The sequence below is a fragment of the Desulfovibrio sp. 3_1_syn3 genome (genome assembly GCF_000145315.2).
GTDB lineage: Bacteria > Desulfobacterota > Desulfovibrionia > Desulfovibrionales > Desulfovibrionaceae > Desulfovibrio > Desulfovibrio fairfieldensis.
On record NZ_ADDR02000002.1, the window covers coordinates 324,216 to 338,119 of the forward strand.

The 13,904-nt window shown below is 58.3% G+C and carries 10 protein-coding genes; 6 read left to right on the top strand and 4 right to left on the bottom strand.

The features are described from left to right. Positions 1-840: 840 nt before the first annotated feature. The 4 genes from HMPREF0326_RS16935 (at position 841) to HMPREF0326_RS12695 (ending at position 5,590) form a co-directional block, all read left to right on the top strand. A complete protein-coding gene (locus tag HMPREF0326_RS16935; protein WP_147568325.1) occupies positions 841-1,419 on the top strand; it encodes a hypothetical protein in 579 nt (192 codons plus the stop codon). A gap of 2,434 nt (positions 1,420-3,853) precedes the next feature. After that, positions 3,854-4,450: a DUF134 domain-containing protein gene (locus tag HMPREF0326_RS12685; RefSeq protein ID WP_008684819.1), complete on the top strand. Its 597-nt coding sequence runs from the start codon at positions 3,854-3,856 to the stop codon at positions 4,448-4,450. Next, positions 4,447-5,124, top strand: coding sequence for a hypothetical protein (locus HMPREF0326_RS12690; RefSeq protein WP_008684818.1), 678 nt, complete (start codon positions 4,447-4,449; stop codon positions 5,122-5,124). The genes HMPREF0326_RS12685 and HMPREF0326_RS12690 overlap by 4 nt, the downstream gene beginning before the upstream one ends. A gap of 88 nt (positions 5,125-5,212) precedes the next feature. Beyond that, entirely contained in the window at positions 5,213-5,590 is a 378-nt protein-coding gene (locus tag HMPREF0326_RS12695; protein WP_035060759.1) for a hypothetical protein, read from the top strand. Positions 5,591-5,652: 62 nt separating this feature from the next. On the opposite strand, the gene HMPREF0326_RS12700 is transcribed toward HMPREF0326_RS12695, so the two are convergent. Genes HMPREF0326_RS12700 through lysA form a run of 3 tightly spaced genes read right to left on the bottom strand, consistent with a single transcriptional unit; the run spans position 5,653 to position 9,310 of the window. Beyond that, the gene (locus HMPREF0326_RS12700; RefSeq protein ID WP_008684817.1) at positions 5,653-6,546 is read right to left on the bottom strand and encodes a DUF2156 domain-containing protein; all 894 of its coding nucleotides are present in this window, start codon (positions 6,544-6,546) and stop codon (positions 5,653-5,655) included. A 56-nt stretch (positions 6,547-6,602) separates the two neighbouring features. Then, positions 6,603-7,991, bottom strand: a complete 1,389-nt coding sequence (locus tag HMPREF0326_RS12705; RefSeq protein ID WP_008684816.1) for an MATE family efflux transporter — start codon at positions 7,989-7,991, stop codon at positions 6,603-6,605. Positions 7,992-8,029: 38 nt separating this feature from the next. After that, positions 8,030-9,310 carry a diaminopimelate decarboxylase gene (lysA, locus tag HMPREF0326_RS12710; protein ID WP_008684815.1) on the bottom strand — a complete coding sequence of 427 codons (1,281 nt, stop codon included), beginning with the start codon at positions 9,308-9,310 and terminating at the stop codon, positions 8,030-8,032. Between the two features lie 957 nt (positions 9,311-10,267). Here lysA and HMPREF0326_RS12715 point away from each other — a divergent pair. Both HMPREF0326_RS12715 and HMPREF0326_RS12720 read left to right on the top strand, forming a co-directional pair. After that, entirely contained in the window at positions 10,268-10,690 is a 423-nt protein-coding gene (locus tag HMPREF0326_RS12715; RefSeq protein ID WP_008684812.1) for an FKBP-type peptidyl-prolyl cis-trans isomerase, read from the top strand. Between the two features lie 32 nt (positions 10,691-10,722). Continuing rightward, entirely contained in the window at positions 10,723-12,915 is a 2,193-nt protein-coding gene (locus HMPREF0326_RS12720; RefSeq protein WP_008684810.1) for a glutamine synthetase III family protein, read from the top strand. 189 nt (positions 12,916-13,104) lie between these two features. On the opposite strand, the gene HMPREF0326_RS17445 is transcribed toward HMPREF0326_RS12720, so the two are convergent. Further along, entirely contained in the window at positions 13,105-13,371 is a 267-nt protein-coding gene (locus HMPREF0326_RS17445; RefSeq protein WP_008684809.1) for a hypothetical protein, read from the bottom strand. Between the last annotated feature and the right edge of the window lie 533 nt (positions 13,372-13,904).

Sequence of the window (13,904 nt, forward strand, 5' to 3'; positions counted from 1 at the left end):
GCCGAGAAGCGCGGACAGTTCCGGGTAAGCGCGGCTCTGGCCAGAAAACGGCTTATGAGTGAGCGTGACCAGGACATGCATGGTCAATGCATCGTGTCGGGTACAGATGCATCAGGGGCAATCGTGCCGAAGGGATATAACAGGACAGCCCATAATCCAGAACCGTTTGCAGTTCCCGGCGGCAAGATGCCCCCCACGCAACCTACATTCACGACAGAGGGTAAAGACCTGTTGCCGAGAAGCTGAAATGACTCCCACAGGAGTTTCAGGTATAGACAGCTTATGAAGTAGGCTAAGTATGGCTGGGAAAAATTCAATATGGGGTCGGATTGAACTCGTCGATGTTGGTTTCGTATGAGTAACCAGTATACCGGGAACTATTTTGGGAACATGGTCTGCACCTACCTTGAGATATACTAGAACTCATTTCATAAATCGTTCATTGAACGATTTATGAAGACCACTTCGTCGAAAAACGTCGTTTTCGGCTCGTTCCCGGCGGCATTGCCGCCGTGTCAGACTTGCACCTGCCGTTAGAAGTCATTTATGAAATGACTTCTAGTCTAATGCGTAGATCAAAAGCTAAGGATATGTCAGCATATTTATCTGCTTTTTGGCATTTCTTGTTTTATATCTTTTAGTTGAATTTCAGTGATACGCCTTCCTGGCTATAGGGAAATAAGTATGAATATTTTTGAATATCCAAGGAAATATAGAAAATTGATTTTAAAGCACACTCATGTGCATCAGAATTTGAGGTTTGATGGAAAAGGATTTATATGTGCATTACTTACGTCATGATGTCACGTAGGATGTAGTCGTTGTATGTTTAGTGCAAATATGGATGAAGAAAAAAATGCATTTAATACAATGACAAAAGAAAGAGTGGATCGATTAATGGATCTTGTTACTGATTCAAATACCGGTTACTTACTCATCTCTGGAGGAGGGGAAATTTTTTTAGAACCAGAATTAATCTATCAAATTGTAGAAAAGACATCAGCTGATATCACATGGCTTGCAACAAGTGCATTCTGGGCTAAAAATTACATATCTGCAAGAAGTATATTAAAAAATATATATAATTCATATATAAAAGGTATTAAAAATAACTATAATAAAAAAATATATATTAGAGTAAGTGTTGATTCACAGCATATAAAACAAATTTCTAATTCTTCCTGTGATAAGTTTTTATACCTTATGAATGTAATTCATATATTTGAAAATGACTATAGCCAAAGTGAAAATTTTTTATTACAATTTCACTGTATTGGTGGTTCCGAATTTCAAAGTGCTGATAAACGCCCGACGCCGCGCTATTCCCCCCGACGCCGCGCAAATGCAACCCCCGGTAATCCGGCACTGTTGGCCCCACAAGAGCAACAGCTCCGGGTACGCGCGTTGACGGAGCTTTGACCTCCGTAAAGCGGGAATCTCAAGCGTAACATGCTCTAAAAAAGAGGGGCGGCCACCGGAGATAACCGGCGGCCGCAAAGAGGGGGATGTTCCGATGGTTAGAGGATTCTATTCAACGGAGGAGGTTTTTCGGGGGCTCCGCGCCGCCCCTGATGGGGGCTGGGGCGGTACGGAAATTTGTTTTATTCTTTCGTATATATTGACCGCCTGTCGGCAGATATTTTTTTACCCGGTGCCCTTATTGGGACGTCATTGCCTTTCTTACAGCAATGCTCGTGCCAAAGTTGGATAGTATAGTTAATATACTGTAATTTAATAGGATTTTTGACTGGAAGCCTGAAATGGAAGTGTATATTTTTTATGCAGGCCTGTACCAAGCCAGTATAAAATTTACACAGATGACTATATTTCACACAGAGGGCGATTGACGAGCAAGGCTTGTACCCACACTAAGGCCGGGCGCGGATCAGATGGCGGACGGCCTTAGTGACGGGGCGGTTTTCAATGCCTCCCTCTTCCACAGGGCCAGTCCTTGCGGGCGCATATTCCAACACTCCCCCGGTTGTAAGATAGCCTGATCCATCCGAAGCTCGATCCGTGTGATAGGATATGTGCACATGGTCTTTGATAAGATCGGCTTGAATTGTACCCCACTCAGCCGAATTCCCCCCGTGACCACGCAGAAACAGCCCACGAAGATCGGGCACCTGGCCGCCGACAAGCGCGAATAGTTCCGGGTAGGCACGGTGCCGGCGGAGCTTTGTCCGCCGTAAAGTGGAAATTTCAAGCGCAGCCTGCTTAAAAAAGAGAGGCGGCCGCCGGGGGCAACCGGCGGCCGTAGAGAGGGAGGATGTTCCGATGGTTAGAGAATTTTGTTCAAAGGAGGAGGTTTTTCGAGGGGGGGCTCCGCGCCGCCCCTGATGGGGGCTGGGGACGGCGCGGAAATCTGTTTTATTCTTTTTCGTATATATTGACCGCCCGTCGGCGGATAAACAAGTTGATGATGAAGCGGGTTGAAAATTCTGTTTTAGTCTTGGCCCATGCCATACCCTAACAACCTTGCCATTAGGATTAGTAGCATTTCTCTGGGGTCGTAGTTCTGTCGTTTCCGGTACACGGTATTTCGTGTGCTGTTGCCTTTAGCTGAAGCAATGCCCGTGCCAAAGTTGGATAGAACAGCTAATACTTTATAATTCAATAGGATTTTATTTTTCGAAACGATGAAATCCGAAATAAAGGCGTATATTTTTTATACAGATATGCTCCAGGCCTGTATAAAATTTGCATAGGTGGTCATATTCCACACAGGTGCGGTTGGCATGGAAAGCCTGTGCCCGTGCGGCGAAAAGCAGGCCGACGCGAGTGGGTGTTTCAGGGGCTGCATGGGCCAGTGAGTGCGTGAAAAGCGGGATGGCCCGTTTCCCCCCCTGGCGCATGCGTTCTTCCACATCCAGAAGCGTCATCCGCAGGACGTAGCGCGGTTGTTGCGGCTCCCGCCCAGACGGGGCAGCGTGTCCGAGGAGGTTCTGATCATATGAGGCGTTTCAGCTCCGCCATTTTCCCCGAGTTCCAGATATGCGCGGGGCCGGGCGCGAAGGAGCCTACGGCAAGGCCGGATGAGATATCGCACAGCACGGTTTGCAGGACGAGTCTCTAAGTTAGGGGCTTATGCATTTCAAGGGCGAACATATAACTTCGCGTGATTGCGTGTTGCATCTAAAAAGAGGGGCGGCCGCCGGGGGGACCGGCGGCCGCAAAGAGGGAGGATGTTCTGATGGTTAGAATTGTTCTATTCAGTGGAGGAGGTTTTTCGGGGGTTCCGCGCCATCCCTGATGGGGGCTGGGAGCGGCACGGAAAATCTGTTTTATCTTTTCGTATATATTTAACCGCCAGTCGGCAGATATTTTCTTTTGTTAACCAGTGCCCGATATTTCGTGCACCATGTCTTGAATATAGCAATGCTCGTGCCAAAGCTGGATAAAATAGGTAATATATTATAATTCAAGAGAATTTTATTCTTCTCGCGGAGTGGAGCCTTGAATGACAGTGTCTATCTTTTATACATACGTACTCCAGGCTTGTATAAAATTTGCACAGGCAACTCTATTTCACACAGAGTGCGGCTGGCGAGCAAAGTCTATGCCCGCACGGTGGAAAGTAGACCGCGATGGGAGGGGCGTTTCAGATATCCATGCGTCAGTGATCGGAGAAAGCGGAAAAGCGAGGCAGGCCATGAATCCTCCGTATTCGGTCCTTGGCCAGGGGCCGGATGCAATCAAGGTCCAGCGCTCTGAATCTCCGTGCTAAGCGGCGGAAAACAGCCTAATCCGTCCAGACGAAGCGTTTTCGGTCGATCCCTTGACAGGGGAAGGGGTGCTGCCTATATATGAAATATATTTCAAAACAAAACCGCATTGCCGCATGGAATAAAGAATGAGACCACAGAAAATCCGTATTATTGACGCCGTTCCCGGATGGCGGCGTTATCTGCCCGAAGGCCGCCCGAACGCGGCGGAAATAGTGGTGAGTCTTGATATGTTCGAGGCCATGCGCCTGGTAGACGCCGAGGGGCTGCCGCAGGACGCGGCGGCGCGCAGTATGGGGATTTCCACGCCGACCCTCTGTCGTCTGCTGGGCGAGGCCAGGCGGCGTATAGCCATGGCTCTGCGCGACGGCTGGGCTCTGCGCTGTGACGGCGGCAATGTGACGGTGCGCCCCTGCGGGCAACTCTGGTCCGGTGGGCCACTCGGTCACGGATGCCATGGGCGCGGGCAGGGGGGACCGGGTTCCGTCGCGGTGCTGGGCCGGGATGCGGCTCTTGCCGTGGAACACGATAGCATGCCGGACCCCTGCGCGACGGAGATGGGGATCACGGACGGCCGGGACGGGGCCGACTCCTGTGTACGCCCCGAGCATACCGGACGACGGCGCGGGCACGACAGTGGCCGGGGGCACGGCGCGGGACGTGCGGGAACCGGTTCGGAACAGGGAGTGCGAAGCCGCCGTGACGCCATGGAGGACATACAATGATGGGCAAAATGGGGTTGGGGCTGTTGGGTTTTGTGGGCAAGAGCCTGTTGAGCGGCGGCGGAGCGGCCGGGTCGGTGCTGTCGGCCGTGGGCAAAAAGTGTGCGGGCGGTGCCGGCAAGGGAGGCGGCGGCTCTTCCGTGCTTTCCCTGCTGGGCGGTAAGTCCGGCGGCGGTCAGGGATGCGGCGGAGGCCGTGGCGGGCAGGGCGGCAAGGGACGCGGCCGCAACCAGAACGCAGCCCCCCTGGAAGAGGCTTTTGCCGCCTTGCTGGACAAAGACCGGGCTGCAACCGGAGCGCGGCTGGAAACCGCCTCCCGCCCGGAGCTTGCGCCGTTCACCCCCAGTGCTGATCAAATCAGCGACGTGCGCGCCGAGGAAGCTTCCGTTGCCGGAGAAGGCCCGCTTGACGCCCGACGTGAAGCGGCACTGGAGGCGCTCATGCGGCATATCGCAAGCTTTACGGACGGGCGCGTGCGCCTGCGGCACGAAGCCTTCAAGGAACAGGCCATTCATGCGGCCTTGCGCCAGGCCCTGGAGCAAACGGGGCAGTTTACTGCGGTGGAATTCAAGGCGGCCACCGGCTCGGTACTTTTGCGCTATGACGCCGGACGTCTGAGCCGCGCCGATTTTTTGGAAGCGGCCATGCCGCTGGGGCTTTTCCTGGCGACGTGCTGAGGCTGTGAGCCCCTGCCGGGAGGCAGTATGCCCATCCCGGCTTTTCTTGAACAAGAATATGAAATATATTCCAAAAAGGAGCAATCTCGTGGAAGAACACATGGAAACCAAGCTGAATGGGAATGGCTGTGGACAGGCTGCGGATGAACTGACGGGACATCAGCGGCACGGCAAGCGACATGGCCGGACCGACGTCCGGAAATGCGGGCGCGTGCATGAGCGGCAACACGGCCCGGATGACAAGCGGGAAAGCGGTTGCGGACACGCGGCCGGGCATGGGCAGAAGAAGGCCCCGGGCAACGGCAATGCCCACGGTCATCAGGGCGGCCACGCCTGCAACGGCGGCCCTGGCCGCGACCTTCCGGATCAATGGGCGCGGCCCCGTACGGCAGGCATGAGCCCGGCCCACAGAGGCGGGATGCGGGGCCACTGCCATTGCCGCGGACCGGCCCGCAGGCAGGGGTAAGGCAAAGCCCCGCGCCATATGACGCGGGGCTTTGCCTTACGGACGTATCGCGTTCCGGCCTGTCAGGCCTTGCGTACGCGCACCTTGTATTTACGCAGAAAATCCGTGGGCATGTAGGTCATCTTGGCTTGGCGCAGCCCTTCCTCATCCAGATCCTGGGCCCGGTTGATATAGGTGAAGCCCGCGCCCGCATGCCGGGCGAATTCGCAGTTGATGGTCTGGTATACGCCCCGGAAGCCGTTGAGGCCTTTCTCGTAGTGCACGCCCAGGCTCAGTTCGTCCAGCTTTTCACCCACGCTGAAGGCTATCATCCGGCCATCCACATAGAGGGAACCGCCGTGGAGCCCGCTGAACCTGTCCCAGTGCGAGAGCACGCGGTTGATGGCGTCATTTTCCGCCTGCAGCGACGGAGAATCCTCGCACTCGTGCCATTGGCACCAGTCATCCTGCACGGCCAGCACATCCTCCACCATGGCGTCGTCCAGCGGGCGGTAGTCCGGTTTGCCGTAGGCCTTGATATAGCTGTTGATGTGATTTCTTTTCTTGTGGAAACGGTTGCCGGGCAGATCGGCCAGTTCCTCCTGCTTGTAGAGATATTCCCACTGGCCGCGATCTTCCTCGGGGTCCACCAGGCCGGGCAGGGCCTCTTGCCAGATGCGCAGCAGTTCCTCGGGCACGCGCACGAAATCATGCGCCGCCTCGCTGAACGCGGCGGGCAGGACGCGGCTCCAGTCCACGGCGCTCCAGTCGCCCACCGGAGCCCAGCAGACCAGCCGGGGACGGGTCTGGCGAATCCAGCAGAGCGCGTCGTCAAAGCACCATTCCAGGCCGTAATATTCCTGCCAGCCCCAGAGATTGGGCAGGGTGTAGTCCAGGGAGCGGCGCGGCGTGCGCTGCCAGAGACTGTAAAAATCCCGGCTGCCGTCCAGGCTTACCGGCGTGAAATTCTTGTCCATGAAGATGTTCTCCTTTTCAGGCCCCGCCGCGTAAGCGGGCGACGGCGTCCGGCCCGTCAGGCGGGCTTGCGTTCCGTGTGGTGCTCCCGCCAGCGCCTCATGGCGAAACGCGCCCAGTCGCGGTAAAGCACCACATAGAGCATGATGCAGGTTTGCAGACATTGTGAAAACAGCATGGCCGCGAAAACCCCCGAGGCCGTGCCCCAGAGCAGATGCCCCAGCAGCCAGCCCAGGGGCAGGCGTACCAGCCAGAAGGTGCCGCCGTAGACCATCAGATTGTACTGGGTGGCCCCGGCGCCCACCATGATGCCGCCCATGACCGTGCTGGCGATGGAAAAGGGCGTGGAGATCAGGTTGTAGGTCAGATAACTGATGATCTGGGCCTGGGTGCCGGGTTCCTGGGAAAGCAGTTCCGCCAGCTCCCGGCGGAAGGGCCAGAGCAGGGCCGCCACCAGACTCATGGCCAGGGCGGCCAGGCCCACCAGATTCAGGGCCAGGCGTTTGGCTTCCTCCGGTTTGCCCGCGCCCAGGCTGTTGCCCACCAGCACGGCCACGGTCATGTTGAAGGCCATGCCCGGCAGAAAAAGCAGGGCTTCCACCCTGAGTCCGGCGGTCAGTCCGGCCAGGGCGTTGACGCTGTCCGTGGGCAGCGAGGCCACCAGCACGAACAGGGTGAGATAGCCGGATTGCCAGACGATCTGGGCCGCGCCCGCAGGCAGGGCCACCCGCAACAGATAGGGCAGACCGGACTTGAGCCAGCGCAACGTGGGCAGGGCTCGGCGTTGCAGATAGCCGGAGTTGGCCAGCAGCAGGCAGTTGCAGAGGGCCCCCAGGCATTGCGCGCCCAGGTTGGCCCAGACCAGGCCCATGTAGCCGAAGGCGGGCAGGCCGAACCAGCCCAGACCGAAGCCCAGGCAGGCCAGCAGGTTGACCACGCAGACCAGGGCGGCCACCCAGAGCGGCGGCAATACCTGGCGCGTGGCACGAAACATGACCCCGGTGGCGGAATAGATGTACTGGGCGGGCAGGGCCAACATGGTGACCTGCCAGAGTTCGCGGGCGATGGGCAGAATTCTTTCCGGCACCATGAGCAGGCGCAATATGCCGTCGCCGAAAAACCAGCCGCCCACGGCCACCAGCAGGCCCAGACCCAGGCTGCCAAGCACGGTGGTGCCCACATAACGCTGGGCGCGGCGCATTTTGCGCGCGCCCAGAGACTGGCTGACCGCGGCCGTGGCCCCGCTGGACACGGCCATGATCACCACCATCAGGAAAATGGCGCACTGGGTCACCATGCCCAGGGCGGCCTGCACGTCGGCGCTGATCTGCCCGGCCACCCAGACCGTGTTGAAGCCCATGAAGAACACAAGGTACATCATGAGCATCTGGGGCCAGGTCAGCCGCCAGATGGCGCGCGGAGAAGTGCTCAGATCAGGCGTGGGCATGCGAACCGTCCCTGCGTTCTGACGCGACGCCCGTCGAGCTACAGCAGGCCGTCAAGGCAACGGGCCAGATCTTCCAGGGTTTCGCGGCGGCGAATCAGGCGGGCCGTGCCGTCACTCTGGATCAGCACTTCGGCGGGGCGACGGCGCTGATTGTAATTGGAAGCCATGGTGAAGCCGTAGGCTCCGGCATCAAGAATGCCCAGCACGTCCCCTTCGCGCATGACCGGCAGCAGGCGGTCTTTGGCGAGAATATCGCCGCTTTCGCAGATATTGCCCACAATGGTCTGGCGCATGGGTTCGGCATCCGCCGCGCCCTTCTCGCCACGGTAGATCTCCACATCATGGAAGGAATCGTACATGGCCGGGCGCACCAGCACGTTGAAGCCCAGGTCCGTGCCCACATAGCGCTTGTCGCCGTTGTTTTTCACGGCATGGACCCGGCCCAGCAGCACGCCGCATTCGGCGGCCACATAGCGGCCCGGCTCCACCAGAAAGCGCCCCTTGTAACCGGCGCTGGCGGCCCAGCCGCTGATCATGGCATGCAGGCGACGGCCCAGATCGGCCATGTCCAGACGCGCCTCGCCCTCATACTTGTGGTAGGGAATGCCGAAGCCGCCTCCGAAGTCGATGATTTCCAGTCTGTCCAGCGCGCCGTCGGGCAGGGTTTCGGCCAGATCCAGCAGCACCCGGGCCGCGTTCAGATAACCGTCGGGCTCCATGAACAGCGAGCCGATATGCTGATTGATGCCGGCCAGGGTCAGCTCATGCCTGGCGAGCAGGGCGAAGACTTCGTCCATTTTGTCCGGCGTGACGCCGAACTTGGTTTCCTTGCCTGCGGTGACCACCTTGGCGTGATGCCCGGCCCCGATGCCGGGATTGAAGCGCACCATGACCTTGCCGCCGCGATTGAGGCGGCCCAAGGTATCCAGCTGGGAAAGGGAGTCCACGCTGACCAGCAGGCCGTGCACCAGGGCGTTCTGCAATTCCGTGTCGGAATTGTTGTTGGAGATGTACAGGATTTCGGCGGGCGTAAAACCGGCCAGATCGTTCATGAACAGCTCGCCCGGGCTCATGGCGTCCACCACCAGGCCTTCTTCGCGGATCATCCGCAGCAGCACGGGGTTGGCGTTGGCCTTGATCGAATAGTTGACCCCGAAGCCGGGCTGGCCGGAAAGGGCCGTCAGGTCGCGGCAGCGCTGGCGCAGGACATTTTCATTGTAGACGTAGAGCGGCGTGCCGTAGGTCTCGGCCAACTCGCGGGGAGTGTGCCTGCCGTAGAAATGGAGGCTGTCGGTGTAAGCGGAGCGGATGTCGGACATGTGTACCTCGAAATAAGATTACTGCGGCCTTCGCTCTGCAAAGGCCGATGTGTGCGTGTAAAACGCCGTTCCGGCTGGCGCCGGGCGGCGGCGTGTTTAATCCCTGCCCTGACGTCAATATGGCGTTAGGAACAGTTTTCAATTATCCTTGGCAAAGCCTTTGCTGTCAAGCCGGACACGCTCCGGAGCAGGGCCGTGTCCGCTTAGGGCAGACGCATCTAAAAAGTCTTTATTTCCCGATAGATCGGGGAACAAGCAGAAAAGAGGAGAAGCCACCTACGGCTAAAGCTCCTGCGTCGCAACGGCTGAAGCAGGATTTTTGCGTGCCGGCAAGGAAAACGGCACTTTTTGCGCGGAAACCGACCGAAAGGCGGCCCAAAGGGCCGTGCCCGTTGGCGAGCCGTGCGAGCCTTACGGGCATCAAGAGCAGGGCTGTACTCAAGTACATGAGCGGCAAAAAGCGCCGGATGACGCAGCCGGCACACAAAAGGCTGGTTTTGACGGACCATCACGGCAAATAAAAGGCCTGTAAAGTCTGTAATTAGATGCGTTTGCCCTGCGCGTCCGCCGAAGGCGCATTGACATCAGCACCGCGCCGTGTTTTGCTTTCTTTTTATGCGACTGGCGGTTTTCCCCTCCTGACCTCATTCGACGCCAGGCCGGAACACGCCCCCACCTCACTAAAAATAAAGGAAGCACTGATTAATGAGGATTTTTGTTCTCTGCCAAGGGCGCTAGCCGTTGCCGCGCCGGCAGCTTGCTTTATTCGTACGGCTCACAAGTTCGCCTACGACTAAAGTTCCTGCGTCGCAACGGCTAAAGCAAGGTGAGCTGCGGGCGGAGGGGGGATATCCAAACCCGACCTTCGTACAGAGTGAGCCTGACGCGGGCAGAGGGCAAAAAGACCATTTCAGTGCTTCCTAAACAGCCCGCCACGCGGGTTTCAGGGAGTTCTCCATGCCCATTAAAAAAGGCGACACGGTGCGTGTGCACTACACCGGTACACTGGCTGACGGCACGGTTTTCGATTCCTCCAGGGAGCGCGACCCCCTGGAATTCACCCTGGGCAAGGGCATGCTGATCCCGGGTTTCGAGGCCGCTGTGGAAGGCCATGAAGCCGGGGAAACCGTCACCGTGACCATTCCGCCTGACCAGGCTTACGGCGACGCCGACCCTGAACTGGTCTTCACCGTGGCCCGCGCCCAGGTGCCGTCGCACATTCCCCTGGAAGCGGGCGTGCCCTTGCAGCTTTCCAACGAGCAGGGCCAGATGGACGTGACCATCACTGAAGTGGGCGCAGATGAAATCACGCTTGACGCCAACCACCCGCTGGCGGGCAAGGAATTGACCTTCGAGATTGAGATCGTCGAGGTAAAGTAAGCCGTTTTCGCCTTGACTTGCGAGGAGCACGCATGAGCAGCAATACCGCCCGTCACAGCGCCATCCAGGCCATTACCACCTACAAGCCGGACGCGGCTCCGCTCAATTTCGCGGACACCAGACCCACGGACATTTTCGGCAGCAATGTCTTCAATGACCGCGTCATGCGCGAGCGCCTGCCCAAAGACGTGTACAAGTCGCTGCACAAGACCATTGCCTTCGGCGAACGCATGGATCCCTCCATTGCCGACACCGTGGCAGCGGTGATGAAAGACTGGGCCATTGAAAAAGGGGCCACCCATTTCACGCACGTCTTTTATCCGCTTACCGGCCAGACCGCCGAAAAGCATGACAGCTTCCTGATGCCCGACGGCACGGGCGGCGTGATTGCCGAGTTTTCCGGCTCCATGCTGATCCGGGGCGAACCCGACGCCTCCTCCTTCCCCTCCGGGGGGCTGCGCTCCACTTTTGAGGCGCGCGGCTACACGGCCTGGGATGTGACCAGCCCGGCCTACATCATGGAAAATCCCAACGGCACCTTTCTGTGCATCCCGACCATGTTCCTGTCCTGGACGGGCGTGGCCCTGGACAAAAAGACGCCGCTGCTGCGCTCCGGCCAGGCCCTGAACCGCGAGGCCCAGCGGGTGCTGGCCCTGTTCAACATCCATACGGATCTACCGGTGATTTCCTATGCCGGTCTGGAGCAGGAATATTTTCTCATCGACCACAACTTCAACTTCGCCCGCCCCGATCTGCAAATCGCCGGGCGTTCGCTGTTCGGCGCGCGCCCGGCCAAGGGGCAGGAATTCAGCGACCAGTATTTCGGGGTCATTCCGCAGCGCGTCCTGTCCTGCATGATGGAAGTGGAGCGCGAACTCTACAAGCTGGGCGTGCCCGTGCGCACCCGCCACAACGAGGCGGCCCCCAGCCAGTACGAGATCGCGCCGCTCTACGAGCCCAGCAACCTGGCCGTGGACCACAACCACATCATCATGGCCACCCTGCGCAACGTGGCCAAGCGCTACGGCCTGAAATGCCTGCTGCACGAAAAACCCTTCAGCGGCATCAACGGCTCGGGCAAGCACGTCAATTATTCCATCGGCAACGCGGAGCTGGGCACGCTTTTTGATCCCGGCGAAACCCCGCACGCCAATGCCAAGTTCCTGGTTTTCTGCGCGGCCATGATCCGCGCCGTGCATAAGTTCGGCGGCCTGTTGCGGGCCACTGTGGCCAGCGCCGGCAACGATCACCGTTTGGGCGCGCATGAGGCCCCTCCGGCCATCATGTCCATCTTTTTGGGCGATCAGCTCACCGAGGTCTTTGAGGCTTTCCGGGCCGGACGCATCGGTGACGCGGCCAACGGCAAAAGCGGACGGGTCATGAATGTGGGGGTGGATACCCTGCCGCCCCTGCCCACGGACCCCGGCGACCGCAACCGCACCAGCCCCGTGGCCTTTACCGGCAACCGCTTTGAATTCCGGGCCGTGGGCTCCAGCCAGTCCGCCGCCGGTTCCATCACCGCGCTCAACGCCATGATGGCCGATTCCCTGGGCTTCGCCGCCGACTGGCTGGAACGGGAAATCAAGTCCGGCACGGCTTTCAATGCCGCCGTGGAATCCTTTATCAGCCACGTCATTGAGGAACACAGCGCCGTGATCTTCAACGGCGACGGCTATTCGGAAGTCTGGCACAACGAGGCCCGGCGGCGCGGTCTGCCCAACCTGCGCAACACGCCCGAGGCCCTGCCGGAACTCACCCGGCCCGAGGTCATTGCCCTGTACGAAGGGCAGGGCGTGCTGAACCGGGCCGAGCTCAAGGCCCGCCAGGACATCTATCTGGAGCAGTACTGCAAGACCGTGCGTACCGAGGCCAATCTGGCCATCCGCATGGCCCGCACCATCATTTTCCCGGCGGGCATGCGCTACCAGGGCGAACTGGCGGGCACGGCCGCGCAGATGCAGGCCATCGGCAAGGATTACAAAACCATGACCCTGGACGAGGTCACCGCGCATCTGCGCGGCCTGCAGACGGCCACGGCCCGGCTGGAGGACGTGCTGGCCGACGTGGGCCAACTGGGCGAAAGCCTGGACGCCGCCCAGCGCTACTGTGAAGAGGTGCTGCCTCTCATGAAAGAGGTGCGTCACTATGCGGACCTGCTGGAAACCCGCGTGGCCGACGATTTGTGGGCTTTGCCCAACTACCAGGAAATTCTGTTCGGCAAATAGCGGGCGTCCATGCCCTGAGTAGAGCGGTTCACGCATGAAATGCGTCACTGCACCAGCTGCGGAATAAAGAATAGAGCGTTTTGATATTGAAAATATCTCAACGTGAATTTACTTCGCCGTTAAGCGATAATTCTATGTGTAAACTGCTCTAGAAGGCGGCCCCGGAGATTTTCCGGGACCGCCTTTATCTTATGCGGTCGGAATCCGCCGCACATGCATCAAGTTATAATCGGCCAGGACGGAACCGGTTTGGCTCAACATCCCCAGCGAACGCGACAGCAGTTCTCCAATCTGGTAAAGAGTGAAGTTGGTTATCTTGCTGTCGGCGTCATAGCCCTTCATAAGAAAGACCGTGGCGAAAAACTCGTTGTAAATGGCGTCCAGGGCGGCGGCGATATTCTCGGCCTTATACTGCTCAAGAAGCTCGCCTTTTTCCGTGAGGGCATACGGCGGCAAGTGGTACTGACAGTATTCTCCCGGCTTATGGCCGTGCCCGGTGAGTTTCGCGCCGTCTTCCGTTTTTGCTGAATCCTTTTCAGTGCTCGCGTAACGGCAAAAGGCAGCATGGCTTCCGCCGTTTCCTGTCGCTTGCCGACCAGAGCGGTAATAGTGTCGATGGGGATGCCGATAGAATGAGGGGTTGGACCTGATATAAAAACTCTATGTAGTTAGTTGCGTCGGCATTTTTAAATGAGAAATGCCGGGACTCAACTACGCTACATGGAGCGCTGCTCTTATTTCCCCGAGGGGTTTTGTATTAGGAGCTATCGACCCGGCAATAATGCTGATATGGGTGCAAACCCAAAAAGAAACCCGGCATAAAGCCGGGCAGAGCACACCACTCCGTTGCCGTTTTGGGCGTCTATCGTTGCTGTCGGCATCCATAATGCGGCAAGCCGCAAACGGCTTCCGCCTCCCTCCGCGTCGCGCAATGCCATCCGCTGACGGTCGTTGAGAAGGAGATGTTCAGCCGCTGAATGTTGGTACGC

Coding starts and splice junctions, on each gene's coding strand:
- HMPREF0326_RS16935 (WP_147568325.1), top strand. CDS start 841: ATGGATGAAGAAAAAAATGCATTTAATACAATGACAAAAGAAAGAGTG.
- lysA (WP_008684815.1), bottom strand. CDS start 9,310: ATGTCCGACATCCGCTCCGCTTACACCGACAGCCTCCATTTCTACGGC.
- HMPREF0326_RS12685 (WP_008684819.1), top strand. CDS start 3,854: ATGAGACCACAGAAAATCCGTATTATTGACGCCGTTCCCGGATGGCGG.
- HMPREF0326_RS12690 (WP_008684818.1), top strand. CDS start 4,447: ATGATGGGCAAAATGGGGTTGGGGCTGTTGGGTTTTGTGGGCAAGAGC.
- HMPREF0326_RS12700 (WP_008684817.1), bottom strand. CDS start 6,546: ATGGACAAGAATTTCACGCCGGTAAGCCTGGACGGCAGCCGGGATTTT.
- HMPREF0326_RS12705 (WP_008684816.1), bottom strand. CDS start 7,991: ATGCCCACGCCTGATCTGAGCACTTCTCCGCGCGCCATCTGGCGGCTG.
- HMPREF0326_RS12720 (WP_008684810.1), top strand. CDS start 10,723: ATGAGCAGCAATACCGCCCGTCACAGCGCCATCCAGGCCATTACCACC.
- HMPREF0326_RS12715 (WP_008684812.1), top strand. CDS start 10,268: ATGCCCATTAAAAAAGGCGACACGGTGCGTGTGCACTACACCGGTACA.